12 protein-coding genes and 1 pseudogene are annotated in these 20,888 nt (G+C 51.5%); 9 read left to right on the forward strand and 4 right to left on the reverse strand.

The window, feature by feature from the left end; all coding sequences use genetic code 11:
• The first annotated feature begins 253 nt into the window (after nucleotides 1-253).
• From WG929_RS07915 to WG929_RS07925, 3 genes are all read left to right on the forward strand, one after another.
• Nucleotides 254-1,882, forward strand: a complete 1,629-nt coding sequence (locus WG929_RS07915) for a GMC family oxidoreductase (protein ID WP_416205609.1) — start codon at nucleotides 254-256, stop codon at nucleotides 1,880-1,882.
• Nucleotides 1,883-2,006: 124 nt separating this feature from the next.
• Complete coding sequence (locus WG929_RS07920; RefSeq protein ID WP_416205610.1) at nucleotides 2,007-3,245, forward strand: MFS transporter; 1,239 nt, start codon at nucleotides 2,007-2,009, stop codon at nucleotides 3,243-3,245.
• 135 nt (nucleotides 3,246-3,380) lie between these two features.
• Entirely contained in the window at nucleotides 3,381-4,271 is an 891-nt protein-coding gene (locus tag WG929_RS07925) for a transporter (protein ID WP_416205611.1), read from the forward strand.
• A 150-nt stretch (nucleotides 4,272-4,421) separates the two neighbouring features.
• Here the strand turns inward: WG929_RS07925 and WG929_RS07930 are convergent, their stop codons facing one another.
• Both WG929_RS07930 and WG929_RS07935 read right to left on the reverse strand, forming a co-directional pair.
• Entirely contained in the window at nucleotides 4,422-5,006 is a 585-nt protein-coding gene (locus WG929_RS07930) for a tyrosine-type recombinase/integrase (protein WP_416205612.1), read from the reverse strand.
• Between the two features lie 17 nt (nucleotides 5,007-5,023).
• Nucleotides 5,024-5,236 (reverse strand): phage integrase N-terminal SAM-like domain-containing protein, encoded by a 213-nt coding sequence (locus WG929_RS07935; RefSeq protein ID WP_416205613.1) that lies wholly within the window; start codon nucleotides 5,234-5,236, stop codon nucleotides 5,024-5,026.
• Nucleotides 5,237-5,574: 338 nt separating this feature from the next.
• Between WG929_RS07935 and WG929_RS07940 the strand changes: the two genes are divergently transcribed.
• From WG929_RS07940 to WG929_RS07950, 3 genes are all read left to right on the forward strand, one after another.
• Nucleotides 5,575-6,744 (forward strand): SIR2 family protein, encoded by a 1,170-nt coding sequence (locus WG929_RS07940; protein ID WP_416205614.1) that lies wholly within the window; start codon nucleotides 5,575-5,577, stop codon nucleotides 6,742-6,744.
• 2 nt (nucleotides 6,745-6,746) lie between these two features.
• Nucleotides 6,747-8,579 (forward strand): ATP-binding protein, encoded by a 1,833-nt coding sequence (locus tag WG929_RS07945; RefSeq protein WP_416205615.1) that lies wholly within the window; start codon nucleotides 6,747-6,749, stop codon nucleotides 8,577-8,579.
• A gap of 139 nt (nucleotides 8,580-8,718) precedes the next feature.
• On the forward strand, nucleotides 8,719-9,033 hold the full coding sequence (locus WG929_RS07950; protein ID WP_416205616.1) for a hypothetical protein: 315 nt from the start codon (nucleotides 8,719-8,721) through the stop codon (nucleotides 9,031-9,033).
• 347 nt (nucleotides 9,034-9,380) lie between these two features.
• Here the strand turns inward: WG929_RS07950 and WG929_RS07955 are convergent, their stop codons facing one another.
• Both WG929_RS07955 and WG929_RS07960 read right to left on the reverse strand, forming a co-directional pair.
• Nucleotides 9,381-9,653, reverse strand: a complete 273-nt coding sequence (locus WG929_RS07955; RefSeq protein WP_416205725.1) for a hypothetical protein — start codon at nucleotides 9,651-9,653, stop codon at nucleotides 9,381-9,383.
• 149 nt (nucleotides 9,654-9,802) lie between these two features.
• On the reverse strand, nucleotides 9,803-10,222 hold the full coding sequence (locus tag WG929_RS07960; RefSeq protein WP_416205617.1) for a GFA family protein: 420 nt from the start codon (nucleotides 10,220-10,222) through the stop codon (nucleotides 9,803-9,805).
• Nucleotides 10,223-10,627: 405 nt separating this feature from the next.
• On the opposite strand from WG929_RS07960, the gene WG929_RS07965 reads away from it, so the two are divergent.
• The 3 genes and pseudogenes from WG929_RS07965 to WG929_RS07975 all read left to right on the forward strand — a co-directional run bounded on the left by WG929_RS07965 (nucleotide 10,628) and on the right by WG929_RS07975 (nucleotide 20,886).
• Nucleotides 10,628-11,656, forward strand: a complete 1,029-nt coding sequence (locus WG929_RS07965; RefSeq protein WP_416205618.1) for a helix-turn-helix domain-containing protein — start codon at nucleotides 10,628-10,630, stop codon at nucleotides 11,654-11,656.
• 242 nt (nucleotides 11,657-11,898) lie between these two features.
• Nucleotides 11,899-12,828, forward strand: a pseudogene (locus WG929_RS07970) (two-partner secretion domain-containing protein); the annotation flags it as partial.
• Nucleotides 12,829-13,686: 858 nt separating this feature from the next.
• The gene (locus WG929_RS07975; RefSeq protein ID WP_416205723.1) at nucleotides 13,687-20,886 is read left to right on the forward strand and encodes a beta strand repeat-containing protein; all 7,200 of its coding nucleotides are present in this window, start codon (nucleotides 13,687-13,689) and stop codon (nucleotides 20,884-20,886) included.
• Nucleotides 20,887-20,888: the final 2 nt, after the last annotated feature.

Consider the following 20,888-nt stretch of genomic DNA (forward strand, 5'->3'; position numbering starts at 1 on the left):
CACCAAACATAGTAAATATGTTAAGTAACCACAAGAAAACTCGTCCTGTTATGTCTCGCCACAGGCTTCTCACACCGCCCTTGCACGGCCAGTGCCCTGTCCTGAGTAATCAAATCGGGCGACTTTCCTGATTAAGCCAGCCCGTTTTTCCCTCGTCATAATTTTCCACTGAATTGACAGCTGCCTCTGGTTGCAGCCGTCGCTGACACCCCGTCAGTACCTTGCAGATAACAATAACGAGTTCAGAAATCTTATGAATAACCCTGACTACATTGTCGTAGGTGGTGGCTCCGCTGGCTGTGTCATAGCGCATCGTCTGGTCAATGCCGGTAAACAGGTTGTGCTGCTGGAAGATGGCCCCGCCGATGACTCCCTGTATATCCATATGCCTGCCACGTTTATCCGCGTGATTGGCTCCGAACGCTCAGTGATTTACCAAAGTGAACCCCAGCCGGAAGCGGGCGGACGCAAAACCTACGTACCGCAGGGACGCACGCTGGGCGGCGGCAGCTCAATCAACGCCATGGTCTATATTCGCGGCCAGCAGCAGGATTACAACGACTGGGAAGCCCAGGGTTGTCACGGCTGGAGCTGGAATAACGTGTTGGCAGCGTTCAAGCGCTCTGAAAACCATATGCGCCTGAGTGGCGCTTACCATGGCAACGACGGCCCGCTGAAAGTCAGTGATACCCGCTTCCGTCATCCGCTCAGCCTGGCGTTTGTCAAAGCGGCTCAACAACTGGGGTTGTCTTACAACGACGATTTTAACGGCGAGCAACAACAGGGAATTGGTTTTTACCACACCACTACCTTTGATGGTCAGCGTGGCAGTACCGCCGCGACCTACCTGGCCGCCGTGAAAAATGCCCCGAACCTGACCATCAAGACCGGCAGTTATGTCTCCCGCATTGTATTTAATGCCCAACGCAAGGCCACCGGGGTCGAGCTGATCGACAAAAAGACCGGAGCCCTGAGCCAGATTGCCGTGAAAGAAGAAGTGATTCTGACTGCCGGAGCCCTGTCGACACCCAAGATTCTGATGCTGTCGGGCATTGGCCCGAAAGATCACCTGCACGAACACGGCATCAACCTGCTGCACGATGCTCCTCAAATGGGCCAGAACTACCAGGATCACCTGGAAGTATCGATCTACGGTCGCACCCGAGAACCCATCAGCCTGCTCGGTAACGACAGCGGCCTGAAAGCCCTCAAACACGGCATCCAGTGGTCTTTGTTCAAAACCGGCCTGCTGACTTCCAACGTGGTTGAATCCGGTGGATTTGTTGATACCTCCAACTGTGGCCGCCCGGACATTCAGTTCCACGTATTGCCAACGCTGGTGGGGGATGTCGATCGAGAGCCGATTGAAGGCCATGGTATTTCCATCAACCCCTGTTTTTTACGGCCAAAATCACGCGGGTTCGCCAAATTGCGCAGCGCCAATCCCGTCGATTCAATGATCTTCGAAAGTGGTGCGCTCCAAGAACAGGACGATGTCGACACCCTGATACGCGGCGTCAAACTGGCCCGCAAGATTCTCCGCGCTCCGGCACTGGCCGAACTGGTGAGTCACGAACTGCGTCCATCCCGTGAAGAACACATCTCCGACGCCGAAGTGGAAGCCCACGTCCGCAGCCATGCCAAAACCGTCTATCACCCGGTAGGTACTTGCCGAATGGGCAGCGATGCGGACGCCGTGGTTGATCCAACCCTGAAAGTGAACGGCGTAGCAGGCGTACGGGTATGCGACGCCTCGGTGATGCCCGCGCTGGTCTCCGGCAATACCAATGCACCGACCATCATGATTGCCGAACGTTGTGCCGAATTCATCCTTGGTCTGGAGGCTTGTGCCAATCGCCCTCAGCAGCACAAGACAGGCTGATTGTTCTATCCCGTTGGCACTCGCCCGTTAACTAGCATGTTTGCTCGACCCGGCCTGCCGCACCCTGTACTGACTGGCAGGCCGGTTTTTTTGACCACTAAAACAACAACAATACGGTGTACTCATGAACGTTAATACCTATGAAAATCGGCTGTTGCTGATTCTGTTCGTTTGCTTTGGCTTCGTCTTTTTCGACCGCCTGGCACTGTCATTCCTGTTTCCGTTTGTGGCGGCAGACCTGAATCTGAACAACAGCCATCTGGGCATGTTGTCGTCAGTATTGGCACTGATGTGGGCACTGTCTGGTATGACGCTGGGCCATATTGCCGACAAGAAAGAGTCAAAAAAATACATTCTGGTGATTTCCGTCATCGCCTTCACTCTCTGCTCCGCGTTGTCGGGTCTGGTCACCACGTTTGTCAGCCTGCTGATTTTCCGAGGCCTGATGGGCATCGCCGAAGGCCCGGTACTGCCTATTTCCCAGTCGCTGCTGGCAGCAGCCTCCAACCCCAAACGTCGTGGCCTCAACATGGGGCTGGTGAATGCCTCTGCACCGGGTTTGATTGGTGCCATCATTGCACCCCCCATCCTGATCTGGCTGGCGACGGACTACGGTTGGCGCACCGCCTTCTATGCCACCCTGGTGCCGGGATTAATCATTGCCGCGCTGATCATGCTGTTTGTGCGCAACAAGCATGTGCATGAATCCATGGCAGCGACCCATCACCTGGGAGGCAAGGGCGACATCAAGGCCTTGCTGAAAAACCGCAATATCCTGCTCTGTGTACTGATCTCCTGCTTTTACATCTCCTGGTTTATTACCCTGATTTCTTTTACTCCCACCTTCCTGATGCAGGCACGTGGATTCGCACCAGACGCCATGGGCGGCATCATGGGCTCCCTGGGCTTTGCCTGGATGATCTGGGGCTTTGTCATTTCGGCGCTGTCTGACCGTTTTGGTCGCAAACCCATGATGATTCTGTTCACCCTGATTGCCACCGCCTGCCCGATGGTACTGCTGTACGCCGATGCCGATTCCATGCTGCCGCTGGTGTTCCTGACCTACACCGGCCTCGGCTGTTTCACCCTGTTTATGGCGACCATTCCCGCTGAAACCGTCCCGGCCTCACAAGTGGCCACGGCTCTGGGTCTGATTATGGGGGTTGGTGAGCTGTTTGGAGGCTTTATTACACCAACCGTGGCGGGCTTTATGGCCGATGCCTATGGGCTGGACATCGTCATGTGGATTGCTTCCGCAGGCTCACTGATCGCCATGGTACTGGCGCTGTTCCTGAAAGAAACCGCACCGGCCAAGGTCGGTCATCTCACCGCAACCGAAGCCCTGGCCACAACCCATGGATAACCACCGCTAACGACGAGAGGCTGCCTGTTTGCCAGAAGCTGGGGCTGGCAGTCCTGCTGATTATTAAATTTTACCGTCATCGGGCAGACAAGCTGCCCAAAACAACAAAAACAAAAACAAAAACAAGGAACCACCATGGCTAATCACACCTACAACGCAATCACTCTGACTGGCTTATTGAGCGCCGGATTGCTTTATTCTGTCTCAACCCAGGCTCTGGAAATCAGTGTCGGTGACTACGAGCCACTGCCAGACCAACTCAACCTGGCCATTTTGTACCTCAACACCACCTCAGGCTCCGATTACTACAACAAGGGCAAAAAAGTATCCGACAACTTCAAGCTGGATACCCAGGTGGCCATTGTCCGCTTGCTACACAACATTGAACTGTCCAATGGCGTCATGATGGAGCCACAAATTGTGGTGCCCTACGGCTCGCTGACCACCTCTGGAGAGGCCAATGTATTGGGTGACGCCGATGGTCAGGGCGATGCCATACTGGGCCTGCCGTTCAAATGGACACTCAACACAGCCAACAAGGACGTCTTGGCACTGGCACCCTTTCTGTACACCCCGAGCGGCAACTACGACAAGAGCCAGGAGCTGAACATGGGGGAAAATCGCTGGCGCTTGCTGCTGCAATCGACCTACATTCGCCACTTCAATGCCCACTGGGCACTGGATTCTGCGGCAGATGCTTCCTGGTACAGTGCCAACAATGACTACCAAAATGGCACCAGCAAACTGGAACAGGGCATGCGTTACGAACTGCAGAGCTACCTGCGTTACAAAATAGACGACAACACCATGCTGGGTGCCGGTCTCGGCCATATTGGTGGAGCAGAACGTCGCATCAATGGCGTCAGCCAGAACGACTCACAGTCGACCACTTACCTGCGGGCAACCATCAGCCACTTTGTCGCACCGCAATGGCAACTGCAGGGATTATTTGGCAAGGATCTGGAAGTAAAACAAGGCATCAAGCAAGACACCCAGTTCCAGCTGCGGATTGTCAGAGTGTTCTGATCTTACCTACCTCCTGATCCGCCCCCTTCCAGGATGTGATCGACTAGCGGGACATGCCTTGCTGAACGTTGAGCAAGGCATGTCCCGCCAGGTCTGCGTTACGCCCGCAAGAAGAGTAAGAAACAACACCCCAATGTCTGACGGATTCCGCTAGCAAACAGCCTCTGCCGTAACGGCAATACCACTGTTTGCTACGGCGATTTTCAGTGCTTTACACGGAACACTGTCGTGCAAATGATGGCGGCAATTAATTCCGGTATGGGGATGCAAACACAAACCGCTGGAGGGAAATAAAAGCGTCCAGGCAGGTTGGCGGAAAGCATTTGGGTATTTTTTGCCCAGCACGCCAGGGAGGGAGGGGCCAACCCCGCGTTGATTATCTTCAAGCTGTATTGGTAGTGATTCTTCTATTTGCTGGTGTAGCGAATCATGTAACGACGAGGGGAGCAGCGTGACCCGATCTTTTCCCCCCTTGCCATCGTGAACCGTCAATGACCCTGCGTCGAAATTGATATCCTTGACTCGAAGCCTCAAACATTCGGTGATCCGCAACCCGGAGCCATAGAGCAGTGCAAATAACAGACGGTTACGGCCGTCCAGTTGATTAAAAATCGCCTGAACTTCTGAGCGATTCAAAACGACAGGAAGACGCCTCGGTTTGTTCGCTCGATTGAAATCCAGCCCGCCCAGAGGACGCTGAAGAAACTTGTCGTACAAAAATACCAGAGCATTCAAGGCACTCGCTGGGTATTCTATGACTCATGCTGGCGATGACACCTGTTGGTCAGACGCCAGGTGATCCAGAAAACCCATGACCTCAACAGGCCCATTGCATTCGGGTGCTGGCGTTGATGAAAGCGTATGTAGGCTTTGATCCAGTAAAGGTAAGTTTTTTCTGTTCGAAGGCTGTATCCATTCAGCCGCATGAAACGAGAGATCTGGTTCAAAAACGGACTTTTACTCATGGTTCTACTCCTCCTTAAAAGACTGTATGCATGAACAGTACAATAAAATCGAAGAGAAAATCCATGCTCGTATTTCCAGAGAGGTTGCGCATTTTTTCGGTTACTGTTAGCGTAAGCCCATGACGTTCAATGGTTTTGCGCTTTTGGCGTAGAATTAATGCGCACGTTAAAACAGAAAAACGCGCATGCGTTTTTTTCCAGGGAGGAGAGTTCGTGAAAACGGAAATCATCAGTCAATTCAAATACCTGCCCTCCTCTCGCAACAAATCGTGCCACCAGATAAAACGCGCATGCGCATGAATAAACTATTATAACCCCTAATTCACATCGGAGAAATCATGGACGATACGTCTAACAATGAGCTGATATCTCAACTAGAAGAAAATTTAAAGTGTTCAGAATTAAATTGGCTGTTAGGTGCAGGTATTAGTTATGATGCAAAGCTGCCATTAATGTATCCACTTACAAATCGCGTAAGTAATATATTAAAAATAAATAACTTTAAAGCATTCAATAACTGTTTGTCACCACTCAAATCTGAATTGCCAGATGATTGTCATGTGGAGCATATTCTCAGCCATCTAGGTGATTATATTGCTCTCGCAGAAAGGAGTAAGACAAAACAAGTTAACATCGACGGCAAAGTATTTTCCAAAGATGGCTTAGAATTAATTCATCACGAAATACTTCAAATTATATCCGACACTATTAGATCTGGTTATGTTGAGGATGGGTCTGGAAATGTTATAGAAGAAGGGAGCCCTGATAGTCCAATCGTTTCGATAGATGCGCATTACAATTTTATTGAAGTACTTTTCAAGTATCAGCAGGCCGGAATTCAAGATAGGCGAAAACCTGTAAATTTATTTACCACTAATTACGACACTTTAATTGAAGATGCTTTAGCTCTAAATAGGATCCCATATTGGGATGGTTTTTCAGGTGGTTCAGTAGCTTACCGCACCGTAACGTATGGAGATACATTACCTTTAGGTGGGCAAAGAGCAAATATAATTAAAATGCATGGTTCGATTGATTGGTTTCTCTGTGACAAAGGATACGTTTGGCGAGTAAGGTCAAATGATAAATATCCTGAAGCTGCAAAGCGAGTTTTAATTTATCCACAATCAACAAAATATATTGCTACCCAACAAGATCCCTTCTCGACACAATTTGATTTTTTTAGAAGCTCATTAAATTCACAAGCCCCCAATGTATTGGCAGTTTGTGGGTATAGCTTTGGTGATGAACATATTAATAATGAAATAGAAGTTGCCATGTCAAAAGTTAACAACAAAACGGTACTGTTAGCTTTTGTTGAATGCAGAGAGTCAATTCCCGAATGCTTGGAAAAGTGGCGTAACTCTTCTTTTGGCAAACGAGTTTTTATTGCAACAACTAATGGTCTGTATGTCGGTACTGATGGTCCTTATAAAAGAATGGAAACCGATTATTGGTGGACATTCAAAGGCATGACTGGAATTCTTCAAAACGGCTGTGAGGTATAAATATGTTTAACCCTATTGATGAATTGAAAATTGGTCATGTTGTAGAAGTATCTGGCACATCTGTAAAGGTCGAGTTGTCGAATAATATATCTGAATTATCTAGCACATATGAAGGTCGTGTATACCCTATCGGTCAAATTGGGAGCATGATTAAAATTCACTATGGACGAAAGGTTATTTTCGGAGTTGTTACCATGTTACGCATGCGTTCAGAGGAGATATTAGAGAGCGGGCAACAAATAACTGAAGATTCAGATCAACGGATAATGGAAGTACAGCTGCTTGCCGAGGGTCACTGGAAAAACTCGACAGATAAGCTTTCTTTTAAAAGGGGCATTAAGACCTATCCACTACCACTTCAAAGTGTTTATATTTTAACTAGCGAAGAAACATCCAAACTTTATCAATCTGCTGAAGGTGCTGTTGATGATGCAGTTAATCCTCTAGTTCCTTTTGCGACATACAGCGCATCTGAGTCATCAGTCTGTAGAGTGAATATAAACAAAATGTTTGGAATGCATTGTGCAGTTCTGGGATCTACAGGTTCAGGAAAATCAGGAACAGTAGCCGCAATATTACACAGTGTCCTTGAACACAAGCATGAAGATAAGTTTTTATCTCCTCAAATAATAATAGATCCACATGGTGAGTATGGTCAGGCATTTAAGACAAGAGCATTATTATTTCGGGCTTATGGTGTGCTTGCTGATGATGTGGATGGACAAAAAGAAATAAACCTACCTTACTGGTTAATGTCTAGCGATGAGTTAGCTAATTTGATTATTGGCAAAACAGATTTTAGTGCAACAAGCCAAAATAATGTTGTGCATAAAGCATTAAGTCATGCCCGTATGGTTGCTGCAGGTATTCTCAAGGCGTGTCCTTCAGAGTTTGGAACTGAAGCTTTGAACGGTGTTACTAATATTGATGACCCTCAATTAATAGATGGAAAGGATATTACTGAAACCCTTTCTTTTGATAGAGATAAACCGTGCCCATTTTCACTTTATGAGTTTGAAAACCACATTAGATATATACAGGCTGGCCGACTAAATGCTAAGAAAGTGCATGAAACAATACCAGCAGGTGAATATTCGAAATCTTCAGCAGCATCCGTTCTAGATAAATTAAAAGTACTTAGAAAGGATTCAAGGTTAGTATTTCTAATGAAAAACTGGGAAGAAGGTGATGATTCTCTTTCTAAAATTTTGAATCAATTTGTTGGTGTTAGTACAGAAGCTGATAAAGACGTAAGAATTATTGATATTTCTGGTTTGCCAAATGAAGTTGCAGGGCCATTAACAGCCGTAATTGCTAGGTTGTTATTCCAATACAAAGTGCATCAAAAGCAGAGTGAAAAAATAAAAGATCCTATCCTGATTGTTTGCGAGGAAGCCCATCGGTATGTTCCAGATAAAGGCGAGGCTCAATATGTGGCAGCCCAAAATGCAATCAGAAGGATTGCGCGTGAAGGCCGCAAATATGGTATTGGCCTTATGCTCGTTAGCCAACGCCCAGCAGATGTAGATAGTACTGTTATTTCTCAGTGTGGAACTTGGGTCGTACTTCGATTAACAAATTCAGCTGATCAGCAGCATGTTGCACGTTTTTTACCTGATGGGCTATCAGGAATGGTGAGTTCACTTTCTATTCTATCTCAACAAGAAGCAATTTTTGTCGGTGAAGGAGCTGCTATACCATCAAGGATAAAAATTAGAGATTTAGATGAGGATAAGTTACCTAAATCCAGCACGATTCCCTTCGCTGAAGGTTGGTCTATGCCACGCTTAACTGCAACCGAGTTAGACGAAATAACCAAACGGATGACGAGTTGAACGGGGTTATAACAAGCGCTTCCACTGGGACAACTTTTCGCTTCGCATTTTTGTGTTGCCGCTGCGCGTCAGTATCACACAAAAATGCTTCACTACAAGTTGCCCGTGAAGCGGGCGTTAGAGTGCAAGGAGAACAACCATGAGAAGCCTTTTCGTTATTACAACAAGCATCGTGCTTGTCTTACTATCCGCAAATGTCAGCGCTACAGATTCGTGGCCCAGAGGTGCCAAGCTTGCTTACATAGATCGATGTGCAGAAAGTATGTCATCTCAAGGTCTTCCCATGAAGAACGCAAAAGCATATTGCACATGCACGACAAACGGCATGGAAGCAGAATTTGGAATGAAAGAATATGATCAAATGATGAGGGCAGAAGCAAATCCAAACGGCGGAGAATATGACCGCCATTTATATAATGTGCTTATGGCCTGTAAAAACCATTTGCCCAGATAGGAGGAAAATATGTTTGGTTTCGGAAAGAAAAAAGAAGATCCCAATCGTAAAGCGTTGCGAGAAGAGTTCGAATCTGTCACGTAGGCATTACGGCAAGCTGACGACGTTGTTCAAATTTCAGTAGGTCACGCTATCAATATGGCAAATAGCATCTTCCACCAATCATACAATAGCCCTTCGGAGTTCCAGGCACTATCTAAACCACAGCAAATTGAGTACATAAACAAACTCACCAATATGGAAGTGGGGTTGCGGGAAGAGAAAAACGATCCGCATTCTTCAATAGGCTTCGGGCTGTTCAAAATGTGGGTGGGCGCTGTTTCCGAAAATGATACAGAGCTTATGAATCAATTCAGTTCAGAGTTAGCGCATTTCAGCAGGAAAGGTGATCTGGGCCTGTAAGCAATATGCACTCTAACAATCACATGCACTCGGGAGACTTCCGGCACCGAGCGATTATGAGGTGGCAACAGTTTCTTCAGAACGGCTTCACGACGTTCAATGGAATAACGGGCCATGGTCAGTTCCTGACCGCCCACTGTTGGTTTTAACGTGAAAAATTCATCGGACAACGATGCTGACATAGCGGGATCTCTGGAGAGCAGGCGTTTGCAACGCATATTCCCTTCCTCTTATTCGATACCAGAGCGCCCGCACAGCAGTATTGGGTAAATAAGGACTGGAGAGGAATCCTCTTCAGCCCTGTCCTTCTGATGCGATTCTCACCTTATTGCACCAAATTGCCCAACTTGCACCAACGATCAAAATCTCACCTGGCAACCACAGGTGCAGGCCCGAATTCCCGGATTTCCAGCGACTTGTCAATACTGGCCCACGTCGGCGCACTGGAACACCAGATATTCGATGACGGCCTGATTGCTGAAGGATTATCCAGCGTGCCCATTCTGACAACGGTAAGCCCCATACGGCCGGTGGAATCCGAAAACAGCTGGGTGCCACACTGGTTACAAAACCCCAGTGTTACCTCGTTGCCGCTGTCCGCTACCCGTATAAAACGGCTCACTATCCCGCTTACCGCGATTTTATCGGTCGGGAAAACCACATTGGCCGTGCCGTTAGCGGCAATACTCTGACAATCCCGGCACCAGCAAATCCGCGATGGACCTGGTTCTGCGCTGATCTGATATCGAACCTGTCCACACAGACAGCCGCCAGTTGTAACACTCATTCTCAACTCCTATACCCAAACAACACCCCAATGTCTGACGGATTCCGGTAGCAAACAGCCAACTACGTTCTGGCACGCATTGGCTACAGGACCACGACGCCTTACACCCTGATGCCCACTGCGGGCATCAGGCTGAATTTTTCTCTGCCATATCACCCGCTGTACATGAGTTAGTCAATACTTTGCAATCAGGGTCAGGCTGCAAACCCTCTACCGGGTTTTCTCTAAAACCGGACCCAGTTCATATACCGGAACTGACATTTCACCCACACAGGCCATAGACCCTGCCATTAATTGACACGCCTTTAATGAGGGATATGCTGGCCAGCTCATGAATGCCATGTTGCAGATTTGCAGTCATGGTGGATTAGCCCATGTTAAATGGCGAAACACATGGATAATGCCATGACACATTCTGTTCTGAATAACTGTCCCCTGAACACTACTGAAAGCGGTTCATCCCTTACCATTACAAACGGCATCGTCTTCAAAGATCTGCCGCTGCAGGATGCATCCGAGCAAGCCTCGGCACAGGACTGGGTGCCAGTTACGATCGACCAGATCGGTAGCGGTACTTATGCGGGCCACTATCAGGAACTGAATCTGCCAGGCATCAAGATGGTGATCGAGCGCCAGAACTGCACTGTGCACAAACGCGGCATCATGGACGAGAAATATTGCACCCTCTCCTATGTCAGAGGCACCATCGACGCCGCTAGGGTCTCTGAACATCAGGCCAGCCATAAGGCGTTATTCCTGATCCCAGCCGGAACCGAAGTGGATGTGCAGGTCGGTAGTGAAGCCGAGACGGTGTATTTTCGTTTTGATCAGGAGCATTTTCAGCAACAGGCGATGATTATTGATCCAGAACGCTGGGAAGGATCCTACGACCCGGAGTTGATGTGTTTTGAAACGCTGGGGCAGGCTCAGCTGGATCAGAATATCAACCAGTTACTGAGGCACTTTTCTGCTGGCAAACCATACCTTACGGGTGACGGTATGGAGCGTTATATAACCGACAATCTGATGCTGATGTTGCAGTCGTCACAGCCGCTCTCCACCCTGCCCTTTTCAACCATAGATACCCGCCGCCGGGCAGCACACCTGGTGCATCATGTCAGTGCCTATCTTGAATCTGTACCCAACGCCCAGTCCTGCCCCGGCATTATTGATCTCTGCCGTGAAACCGGCGTCAGTGAACGCACCCTGCAGTACAGTTTCAAAGCCCAACTCGGGCTTACGCCCAATACCTATCTGCGCATATTCCGGCTCAACCGGGTACGCAAGCTGCTGCGTAATCCGTCTCATGCCACGGTCACGGTAACCGAAGCCGCCATGCGTTGGCATTTCTGGCATCTCGGCCGTTTTTCCCGCGATTACGCTGCACTGTTTGGTGAGTCTCCCTCTATTACCCTGCGTAACGCGCTTGGCTGAGCAGTGTCTTCATCCAGCACGCCTCCTTGCGTATCAACCCCCATCTCACGCTTTGCGGAAATGGGATAGTTCCCTTTCCACCCCGCTTGCTAGTCTTATCAGCTGATTTCTGATGCCCGCCTTGGCGACGCCAAGCGTTGGCAGCACTCACCAGGTATCACTCATTACCCCTATAAAGCATCGCCAAAGCCGAGAACGCGGGCACTGTGCCCTATGCTCGTGCCAGGCATATGGACTCTGCTATGAATTCTGTCTTCCGTATTATCTGGTCTCACGCCCACCAATCCACCGTTGTGGTCAGCGAGCTGGCCAGATCTTGCGGTAAAAAAGCTTCAGGTAAAGGCAGCCGCCATAGCCTGGCCACATCGGCTGCCGCCACCAGCATTCTCTTGCTGGCGGGTGCATCGCCGCTGTACGCAGCCCCCTTGGTGTTGCCAACCGGTGGCAGTATTACCGATGGCAGCGGCAACATTTCCAGCAGTGGCAATACCCTGACGGTGGAGCAGCTGACGGACCGTATGATCACTAACTGGGACAGTTTCAGTATTGGTGCCGATGCCACGGTAATTTTTGATCAGCTCAACAGTGACAGCGTGGCGCTGAACCGGGTAACCGGTGCTGATCCGTCCTCGTTACTGGGACAGCTACAGGCCAATGGTCGGGTTTATCTGGTTAACCCGAATGGGGTGGTGGTTGGGGCCGATGCTCATATCAACACTGCCGAGTTTCTGGCTTCGGCACTGGATATCAGTGATACCAACTTTATGGAAGGTGGTGATCAGGAGTTTTCCGGAGACTCGCTGGCCAGCGTGGTCAATCTGGGGGAGATCACCGCTGCCAATGGCGATGTGATCCTGATTGCCTATCAGGTGCGTAACGAGGGCACACTCTCGGCACCAGAGGGTGTCGCCGCGCTGGCTGCCGGTAACAACGTAGTATTCCGCCCCGATGAAGACAGCCATATTTTGATCCGGGCTTCCGTCGTCGCCGACAGCAATCTGACCGGTGTTGAAAACAGTGGTGTGATTGAGGCTGCCCAGGCGGAACTGAAAGCCGCCGGTGGCAGTGTCTACGATCTGGCGATTAACCAGACCGGTGTGGTGCGCGCCAGAGGCTCCGCCACTCTTGATGGCCGGATATTGCTGACTGCGGAAGAAGGTGATCTGCAGCACAGCGGTACGCTGGCGGCACACAACAATGATGGCAGCGGCGGCGAAGTATGGATCGGCGACAACGACACGGGTTATGACAGTGCCAGCTCAACCGTCAACGTAACCAGCACGGCGGTGATTGATGTCGCCGCAACGTCAGTCAGTGGCGACGGTGGCTCGGTACTGGTTACGGCACAGGACAGCACGATTTTTGACGGCCAGATCAGTGCCAGCGCCGGTACTATTGGCGGCAATGGTGGCTCGGCCAGTGTCACCGGTAAAATGGCGCTGCAATTTGGCGGCAGTGCCGATCTCAGTGCAATAGCCGGTGATACCGGCACCCTAACCATAACAAGTGCTGACCAGACCATTGGCAGCAACGCCGGAGACCTTATGGCAGGCGCGGATCTGGCCAACCTGCTGACCACCAGCAATGTGGTGCTGGACACCTCTTATGTCTATGACTCCGACACGCTGGTCACCGACAGCTCGATTGAAATCAATGACGATGTCAGCTGGAGTTCCGGCAATAACCTGACACTCAACTCGGGTAATGAAATCCGGATTAACGGCTCGCTGGAGGGGATTGGCAGCCATCTGGAACTGGGCCTTGGGCTGCTCTATGAGGCCGACCTGATGGGTGACGGCATCAGTACCAGTGGTGACCTGAACGTCGATAGCAGCGCTACGATCACAGCCGCTTCGGTGGTGATCAAACGTAATACCGACGTTGAAATAGCAAGATCCAACAGCAGTCTCGGGCCAATGGGCAGTATCCAGATTGACGGCACCCTGATCACCGATACCCTCGATATCCAGACCGATAGCCGCCAGCGCAATGGGCATGATGTCGATGAAGGCATTGCCGGTTCGGTACATATCGACAACAGCAATAACCGCATCGGCACTCTGACAGCCACGGTTGCAAACGGTGTGATTGAGGGGGATTTTTCGCTGACAGAGGGCGGAGATGGCCTGATCGTTGACGGCGATTTTTCGAATATCAGCGGAGCCATCAGCCTGGTGACAACGGGTGACCTGACCCTGGCTGCTGGCACCGTCATCGCCAGCGGCGCAGACCAGAATATTGTGCTGGCCGCGCAGTCCGGCTCCTTTATCAACCAGGCCGGAGCCAATGCCGTCACCACCACCGGCAGCGGGCGTTTTCTGATCTATTCCGATGACCCGGCCAATACCGTCACCGGTGGTTTGATCGGCACCCCGGTGTATAACAAAACCTGGACCAACAACTCACCAAACAGCATTACCCAGACCGGTAACCGCTTCCTCTACAGTCTGGCTCCGGTATTAACCATTACCGCCAATGAGACCAGCCGCAGTTACGGTGATAACAACCCGACCTTTACTTATACCGTCAGTGGTCTGGTGGATGGCGACCTTGTGGCCGATGTGTTCACGGGTACGGCCAGCCTCACCACCAGCCTGAACACCAGCAGCAATGCCGGTGTTTATAGCGATGCCATTACGGTATCGCTGGGCAGTATCCTGTTGTCAGACTATGACTACCAGTTTGCCGGTATAGCCGCCGATTTGACCATCGATCAGGCGTTACTAACCGTGACCCCAACCGCCGCTAGCCGTATCTATGGGGATGCAGATCCGGCACTGACCGGCTTGATCACTGGTTTTAAAAATGGTGAAGCAGAGGCCGTGTTAACCACCGGACCGAGTTACACCACTACCGCCGTTCTCGGCTCCAATGTTGGCAGTTATGACATCATTGCCAGCGGCGCTGTTGCCGATAACTATGCCTTTGATTACCAGACCGGCACCGGGCTGCTGACCGTCACCGCCGCACCTCTGACCATTACCGCCAGTGATGCCAGCCGTTTGTACGGTGACAGCAACCCGAGCTTCAGCGCTATTTTCTCCGGCCTGAAAGCGGACGACACTGAGGCCGACTTTCTGACGCTGGGTTTTGCTACCCCGGACTCTGAAATCACATCGGCTGTCGGCACCTACGCTATCCGCCCGGAAGGCGCGACCAATGCCAACTATACCTACACTTATATCGATGGTGCGCTCAGCATTACCCCGGCCGAGCTGACCGTCACTGCGGCTAACCTCGCCCACGTTTACGACGGCCTGACACCGGATAGCAGTGATTATTCGGCCACCCTGTCTGGCCTGGTGGCTGGTGATCTGGCCAGCGATTACAGCAGCCAGTTGTTGTTCAGCACCAACGCGGATGGCAGCAGCACGGGTACTTTTGATATTTATGCCTCTGGCATCACCGACGGCAATTACAACGTCAGTTACGAACCAGGCACTCTGACCATCAGTAACCAGATCCTGTCGATCATGGCCGATGACCTCAGCCGGTTCTATGGTGAGGACAACCCGGAGTTCACTGCCAGCATCAGCGGTTTTGTCGATGATGACGATGCGTCTGTATTGCTTACCGAGATCAGTTACTCCACCACGGCGACCTCCAGTTCCAACGTCGGTACCTATACCATCACCCCGTATGGAGCCAGTGCCGAGAACTACGACGTCAGCTTTACCAGCGGTACTCTGACTATTGATCCAGCCCTGTTGACCATCCAAGCCAATGACGCTACACGTATTTATGGCGCATCAGACCCGCTGTTCAGTGCGACCTATATCGGCCTCACCGCCGGTGACGACGCCAGTGATATTAATGGCCTGTCGTTCACCACCAATGCGGTGGTCACCTCCTCTGTTAACGGTTCCTACAGCATTACCCCGGCCAATGCTTCCAATGCCAATTACAGTATCCATTACGAAAGTGGCAGCCTGAGCATTACTCCAGCGGCTTTGACCATTACTGCCAACGATCAGTCACGGATCTACGGAACCGATGAGCTGTTATTGGATGTCAGTTATGCCGGTCTGGTGGCCGGAGACGACAGCACCGACATTAGTGGCCTGACCGTGGAAAGCACCGCCGCCATAGACTCGGACGTGGGTGATTATCAAATCAACGCCACTGGCGCCAGCAACAGTAACTACGATATCCAGTACGTCAGTGGTGTGCTGGCGATTAACCCGGCGGCGCTTACCATCAGCGCTATCGATACCAGCCGGGTGTATGGGGATAACAACCCGGATTTCTCCGCTCTGTTCAGTGGTTTGGTGGCTGGGGATAAATCCGAAGATATCAGTGGCCTGGGCTTCCTCACCAGTGCCACGGTGCAGTCCGATGTCGGCACCTACGGTATCACTCCTACCGGAGCGGTCAACGATAACTACAGCATCAGTTATCAGTCTGGCTCGCTAACCATTGATCCCCGCGAGCTGACCATCAGCGCGAATGATCAGAGCAGTATTTTTGGTGACACGCTCTCTGCCTATACCCTCAATTACGTCAACCTGGCCAGCTTTGATACCGCCGCCGATATCGGCACGGTAACGGCCACGGGAGTCAGCGGGATTTACAATGATGTCGGCAGCTATGCCATTAGCGTCAGTGGTGGCAATAACAGCAACTACAGCATTACCCGTATCAACGGGTTGCTGACCATTACCCCGCGCGCCGCGACCGTCACCGTGGTAAACAGCAGCCGTGAATACGGCGATGACAATGCCGATTTCAGCATCCAGATCAGTAATCAGGTCTCTGGTGCAGCCGTCGGCACCGATGGACTGGATTTCACCACATTGGCTTCGGCCAGCTCGGATGTTGGCAGTTACGCCGTCAGTGCCACTGGCATAATGAATAACAATTACGACCTCACCTATGTTGACGGCACCCTGTCGATTACCCCGGCGACGCTGGTTTTTAATGTCAATAATCAGAGCCGTGAATACGGCCTCGATAACGCCGAACTGACCTATCGAGACGCCAGTGGCTATAAACTCGACGACAGCATTGAGGATGTACTCAGCAACCTGAGCCTCAGTACCAACGCCACGATCGGTTCCAACGCAGGCAGTTATGCCATCACCGCCACAGCCGATGTGATCAACTCTAACTATAACGTCACCCTTAATAACGGCACCCTGACCATTACCCGCGCCAACCTGCTGATACTGCCAGAACTGTCTTCCCGTTATTACGGTGATGATGATCCGGACTTTGTGCTCACCGCCGTTGGTCTGCGTAACGGCGATAGCGCAGCGGTGGTCACCGGTGAACAGTTTGTCAGCAGCGCCTCAACCCAGGCCGGGGTTGGCAGTTATAACGTCAGTGTTGTGGCCGGCAGCGCCAGTAACTACAACCTGACCTTTGGCACCGGCACCCTGAATGTGCTGCCACGCCTGTTAACCATTAGCGCCGACAATGTCAGCCGTGAATACGGCGAAGACAACCCGGTGTTTACCGTCAGCATGGACGGCTTGGCCAGTTTTGATAGCGAGGACGATATTGCCGGTGTTGTCGTCAACACCACCGCAACCGCCTCTTCCGGTGTATTGGAAAGTGGTTATGGCCTGACGGCTAGCTCGTCAGCGGCCTCATCAGCGGCCAATGCCAATTACGCCATCACCTATAACAGCGGCCTGCTGACCATTACCCCGGCAGCGATTTCGCTGATTGTGGATAACGCCACCCGCCAATATGCCACGGCCAATCCGGAGTTCAGCACGACCCTCAACAGTGATCTGAAACTCGACGACAGCCTCGACGATCTGTTCCTGTTCTACAACACTGCGGCTGACCCGACGTCTGACGTCGGCAACTATGCCATCAGCGTCAGCTCGGCCAACCCCAACTACAACCTGAACGTCAGTAACGGCAACCTGGCGATTACCCCGGCAGCGCTGGTACTGCTGCTTGATTCTGACTTTGATCTGACTCGCACCTACGGTGATGACAGCATCGACTTCAGCAGCGCCCTGAATGTGGCAGGCTTGCAGTTTGGAGCCCTGGCCGCCGATGTCGTCAGTGTTTATGACCCTACCGATGCCACGACCGATACAGGCAGTTATTCCTTGCAGGCGACGGTGCTGGATGGCAACTACCAGTTGCAGTCATTTGCCAATAACAGCTTTGTGATTCAACAGAAATCGGTGGATTTAACCTTCTCCAATGTCAGCCGGGTCTACGGTGAAGAAGACTCCGACTGGCGCTTTTATCTCGATACCACCGATCTGCTGGCACCGGGAGATACCCTGGACAGCGTTTTCACAACCGCCAGCACCGGCACCAATATCGCCAGTGATGTCGGCAGTTATGCCATCAATATCAGCAGCATCAACTCCAACTACCGGGTTAACAGTGTGACCGGTGAACTGACCATTACAGCACGGCCACTGGCCATTACCCTGACCGAACTGGAGCGTATTTACGGAGAAAGTGATGCGCTGAACCTCGGCAGTTATATCGACAGCGACCTGTCTTATGGATTGACCGCGTTTGACCCGCTCAATACCGTATTGGACATCACCATGCCAGACACAACCGCCAGCGTTGGCAGCTATAACCTCAGCGCCAGCCTGATCTCTGACAATTACACTTTTATGGGTTTCAGCGGTAATCTGACGGTCACACCCCGTGCACTGGTACTGGGAATATCCGACGGTTACAGCCGTGTTTATGGTGAAGAGAACCCGGATGGATCACTGATCACCGTCTACAGCGGCGACGTCGCTGGCACCGGTTTGGCATCCTTCGACAGCATTGATGACCTGCTCACCTACAGCCTGCCAGACATAGAAGCTGACGCTGGCAGCTATACCATCACCTTCAATCGCGGCAGCCGTTACAACAACTACGCTATTGATTACGGCAGCAGTCTTTCGACCACGGTGGAAATCACGCCACGCACCATCGGCCTGACCTTCTTCAATCTCGACCGCTTGTATGGTGATGCCAACAGCACACTGGGCGACCTTTACCGCATTGACGAGGTAACCAGCGTTAGCGAAGCACAGGGAGTGGCCAGTTTTGACAGCATTGATGACCTGCTGGTATTCAGCCTGCCCGACCAGTCGGCCGGTGTCGGCCTGTATTCCGGTTATTACACATTGCAGAACAGCAACTACAACATTGTGACTCTGGATCCAGGCAGCCTGAACATTCAGACACGTCCGATGACCCTGACGCTGACCAACGCCGTCGAACGCCTGTACGGTGATGCCAACCCCGACTCAAGCAATGAGATAACCATCAGTGGCGTTGGCCTGTCTGATTTCGACTCACTCGAAAGCGTCATCCAGATCGCGGCGCTGCCGGATCAATATGCCGATGCTGGCACCTATGAACTGGTCACCCAGATCAACCCCAACTACAACATCAGCTACACCAGCGGCAGTGAAATGGTCATCACACCACGTACCCTTTCCGTTGGTGGCAACACCCTGTATTCCTGGTACGGCGACAGTGATATCAATGCCATCAGTATCGGTGGTGACGGCCTCGCCGAAGACGATTCCCTGACCAGCCTGCTGGTGCTGGATTTCCTCGAATCGCCAGACAATGCCGGTTATTACAGTATTTGGGGATACCATCTGAGTGACAGCACCAACTATATTCTCGACGGTAGCATCCCCGGTGTTTTCACCATTCTGCCACGTGCTATCACGCTGGATATCAGCGATCAGGATCTCGGTTTTGATTATGTTGAAGAACTGAACAGCTTCCTCAATAACGAGGATCTGGTACTGGATGCCACGGTCGGCAACCTGCCCGACGTCGAAGATATCGACGATGCCTTCCCGATTATTCGCTACCAGATTGTCAGCAGTAACCAGGTGCCGACCCTGCCCACCGTCCCGACGCTGGATAATATCTATATTCCAACCGCCGCCGAGCTGTTTGAAAACCCGACACTGGTTGGCAGTGGTGTGATCCTCAATACCAGCAGTAGCGAATCGTCCAGCATCAGCCGGGTGCCTGGCACCTACACCTCGACCGACGTTGGCACGGACGGCCTGACACTGCAGCTCTACATTACGGTATTTGATGGTTACAACACCGAATCCAACTATGTACTGACCGACGTCAGCAACGGCAATATCACACTGAATGTCGCGGCGGCCAGCTATCCGCCGAATCTGGACGAAACCAACAACAGCATCGACCTGTCAGGCTTTCGTTTAACAGAGAGCGATGATCCCACTGTATCCCGTGATCCCCTGGTGGTGAGTGGCAGTGATGGCAGCTCGTCTTCCAGTGAACCCAGTGGCATTCAGGCCCTGATCGCCGATGGCAACAGCCAGCTCGGTATCGACATCATCAGCAGTTTCCTGCAAAGCATCATGGAATCCGGTGAAACCTACACCTATGAATCCGGCAGCCTGCTGGCAGAAATCACCCGAACCAGTGGTGGCAGTATTGAAGATGTCACGCCCTTTATGATCCAGCGCTGGCTGGAACGCAACGCCGACAATCCGGAAGCCATGACCCTGCTGGCAGAACCCCTGGCGTATTACAGCACTGAATTTCTGAGCAAGGATCCGGCGACCTATACCGAATCGGAAACCGTATTTTCCGATTTCCTCGCCGAACACCTGGAAAGTGCCCGCGATGATATCGTTGACAATGCCCAGCAGAACTATGACGACTGGCTCACAGCCAAACAAACCAATGGCAGCAATATGGCCGACACCCTGGGAGCCGATGTTCCCTGGGATACCTTTATGAGCGAGGCCGCCGGTGACTACCTGGTAGATGACGTGGGAGAGCGCATTGCCACCACCACCGCCATTGCCGGAGGTGCAGGGGCAACCACTGCTCTGGTTGTTGGCGGACTGACGTCCTTTATCATGCCGTTTGCATCCGGTGCCGCCGGTATGGTCAGTACCGCAAGCGTTTCTGTTTTTGCCGGAGTTAACGCCGCAGTCTCTGTCGGGGGAGTAGTAGAAGGTGGCGCTGCTATTGCTGCCGAAGCGTCAATCTTTACCGGAGCCACCGGTGCCGGTCTGGTAGCGATACCCGTCACCATCGTGGTGACCGCCGTAGTTGGTAGCATCGCCCGTGGTATTGAAGTGTTTGACAACCTCGAGCAAGAAAAACAATTCGACACACTCCTCGCCAGCAAGGGTGACAGCATCACGACTAGCCAGTTCAGCGTGACAGACAGCGAAGGTGAAGAAGATGTTCTCAACAGCACCATCATGGTGGGCGCACTCGCCTCCATGCTGTTTCCGGGATAAGG

Source organism: Oceanobacter antarcticus, assembly GCF_044962685.1.
GTDB classification, from domain to species: Bacteria; Pseudomonadota; Gammaproteobacteria; order Pseudomonadales; family Oceanobacteraceae; genus Oceanobacter; species Oceanobacter antarcticus.